1 protein-coding gene and 2 pseudogenes are annotated in these 2,246 nt (G+C 39.5%); 2 read left to right on the top strand and 1 reads right to left on the bottom strand.

The genetic code is table 11. The annotated features are described in order from the left end of the window. Positions 1–313, bottom strand: a pseudogene (locus P20311_RS14105) (NADH-quinone oxidoreductase subunit L); the annotation flags it as partial. Positions 314–409: 96 nt separating this feature from the next. Here P20311_RS14105 and P20311_RS14100 point away from each other — a divergent pair. Together P20311_RS14100 and P20311_RS14095 are read left to right on the top strand one after the other, a co-directional pair. Continuing rightward, positions 410–1,288, top strand: coding sequence for a LysR family transcriptional regulator (locus P20311_RS14100; protein ID WP_008114053.1), 879 nt, complete (start codon positions 410–412; stop codon positions 1,286–1,288). 102 nt (positions 1,289–1,390) lie between these two features. After that, positions 1,391–2,246 (top strand): annotated as a pseudogene (locus tag P20311_RS14095) (hypothetical protein); the annotation flags it as partial.

Here is a 2,246-nt window from a genome sequence, read left to right as displayed (position 1 = left end):
ATCGCCAAAAGTAGTTTACACGTGGCTCACCTTGCATATAGTGCATACAAAAGCGAATTAATATCAGCGTGATAAATAATATAAGCCCCAGCATAATAATTCGGGTCATGGTCAGCGATAAGAAACTGAGTAAATCAAAAGCATAAATTTGATGAAGCGTAATAGCTGTTATAAATGCAATGCTATTAAACACCATTACTTTAAACAGTACATGACCATTTGAAGCGCGCGATCGTTGGCCAATTAACCAGGCTGCTATAAATGTGCTCAAAGGCATTATTAGCAGTAACAACGAAATAATATACTCACTCATTCAGTGCTCCTTATTTAGTGATCAAAGTATGGCAAACTAGATAACTAAATAAAAATAGATATAATGCATATAAACGTTCTATAAAAGAGAACAATAATGAGCCGTTTAAATTATCATCACTTATATTATTTTTGGTCGGTTGCTCGTATTGGTAACTTAACCCAAGCCGCGAAAGAACTGCATTTGTCGCAGTCAGCGCTCTCTACGCAAATAAAACAATTAGAGCACACCATTAATATTGAGTTATTTGAACGTAAAGGCCGCACACTCGCATTAACCGATATGGGAAAGCGGGTGCAAATGTACGCCAACGATATATTCACCAAAGGGGAAGAACTGTCTTCTTTTATTCATAAAGGGGTGATTTCGCAAACTCAGCATTTATCAATCGGGGTGCTCAATACGCTCTCTCGTAACTTTATCGAAGAATTTATTAACCCCTTAATGAGCAATGACGAAGTACGATTTTCACTGACTGCAGGTCGTATGGATGGGCTGCTAAATGGTTTGGCAGAGCACGAACTGGATTTAGTTTTAACCAATAAACCCATCGGGCTTGAGCACTACGATCAGCTTTGGCAAAGTCAGTTGGTATCTCGTCAGCCATTAGCTATAGTTGGCCCCGCTGATAAAAAAATACGTAGCCAATTTCCAGCAGGTTACACGGATGCACAGTGGGTGTTACCCGCTAAAACCTCAGCTATTAGAGACTCATTTAATGCTTTGTGTGCTCGTTGGCAGTATCAGCCAAAAATAAAAGCAGAGGCTGATGATATGGCTATGCTGCGATTACTTGCCCGTGATAGTGGTGCACTATCGGTATTGCCATCAGTTGTAGTAAAGGATGAAATAGAACAAGGCCTACTAGTTGAATATCAGCGTTTACCCGATGCGTTTGAGCATTTTTATGCCATTACCGCGCAGCGAAAATTTGTACCAGACATATTAAAGTCGCTGCTTGCCAAAACTTGCTAATTACTTTTAAAGTATTTTTTGTGTCTGTTGAATTATTAACCTTAAAGTTCTGTGCTAAATGGCCGATACAATAAGTCATTGTACTGAAGATTAAGGATAATCATGGTTAATAAACTACAAGGCAATTATGCTAACCTAAATGCGTTGCTTGCCCAATCGGTCAATAATTCAAACCAAACCACGGTGCCCACAGGCTTGCAATCGCGTGCTCACTTAGCGCCAAGTTCGGCAACAATCACTGATGAAATGCTCAGTCAGTTTAGTGACCAACAAGTCGATGAAATACTTAATCAGCAATTATCCTCGTTACTTACTATTTCCAGCGCACCCAGTGGCTCAAATTATAAGCTCTCTAGTGAAGAGGTTGCACTACGTACGGTAATAAGCTCTCAGCAAGAGGGCTTATTAAAAAACGAACGTAGCGATCAGTTAATTGAGCGCTTAAATTCTTCTGTAAAAAATATCCAAGGTGCTTATGCCAACACTAGCGATATTTTATCAAACTTGGGGCAACTGGGATTTAATCAAAAAACATTTTTAGCATCTAGCCAACAGCGTGTTGAACGCTCACTTAATCCTTTCATGGAAAGCTTTAATCGCGAGCGATTTGAAGACGATGATAACTATGGGTTTGAGCTTTCGGTAAAAACCAAAGAAGGTGATGTTATCAATATCGCCTTTCATTCTGCGCAAGGTTATGATGAGGAAACAGGCGAAACCACGGATGAATTTAGCGTAAGTTATGAAGTAGATGGCGACTTATCTGAGACTGAACACCAAGCATTAACGCAAGTACTTTCTGGTGTTGGTGAAATGGCGGATGAATTTTTTAAGGCTAAACAAAGCGCTTACAGTCGTTACGTACCCGCAAACCAAGCTGATTTAGATTTAAGCTTTCTAAGCAATTTTGATAACAAAGAACTTTCGGGTTTTGATTTGTACTTTTCAACGTCAGAGG

The organism is Pseudoalteromonas sp. BSi20311 (assembly GCF_000239875.1).
GTDB lineage: Bacteria > Pseudomonadota > Gammaproteobacteria > Enterobacterales > Alteromonadaceae > Pseudoalteromonas.
The sequence above is the reverse complement of the archived record's forward strand: the minus strand, read 5'-3'. Positions and strand labels throughout refer to the sequence as shown.

Coding starts and splice junctions, on each gene's coding strand:
- P20311_RS14100 (WP_008114053.1), top strand. CDS start 410: ATGAGCCGTTTAAATTATCATCACTTATATTATTTTTGGTCGGTTGCT.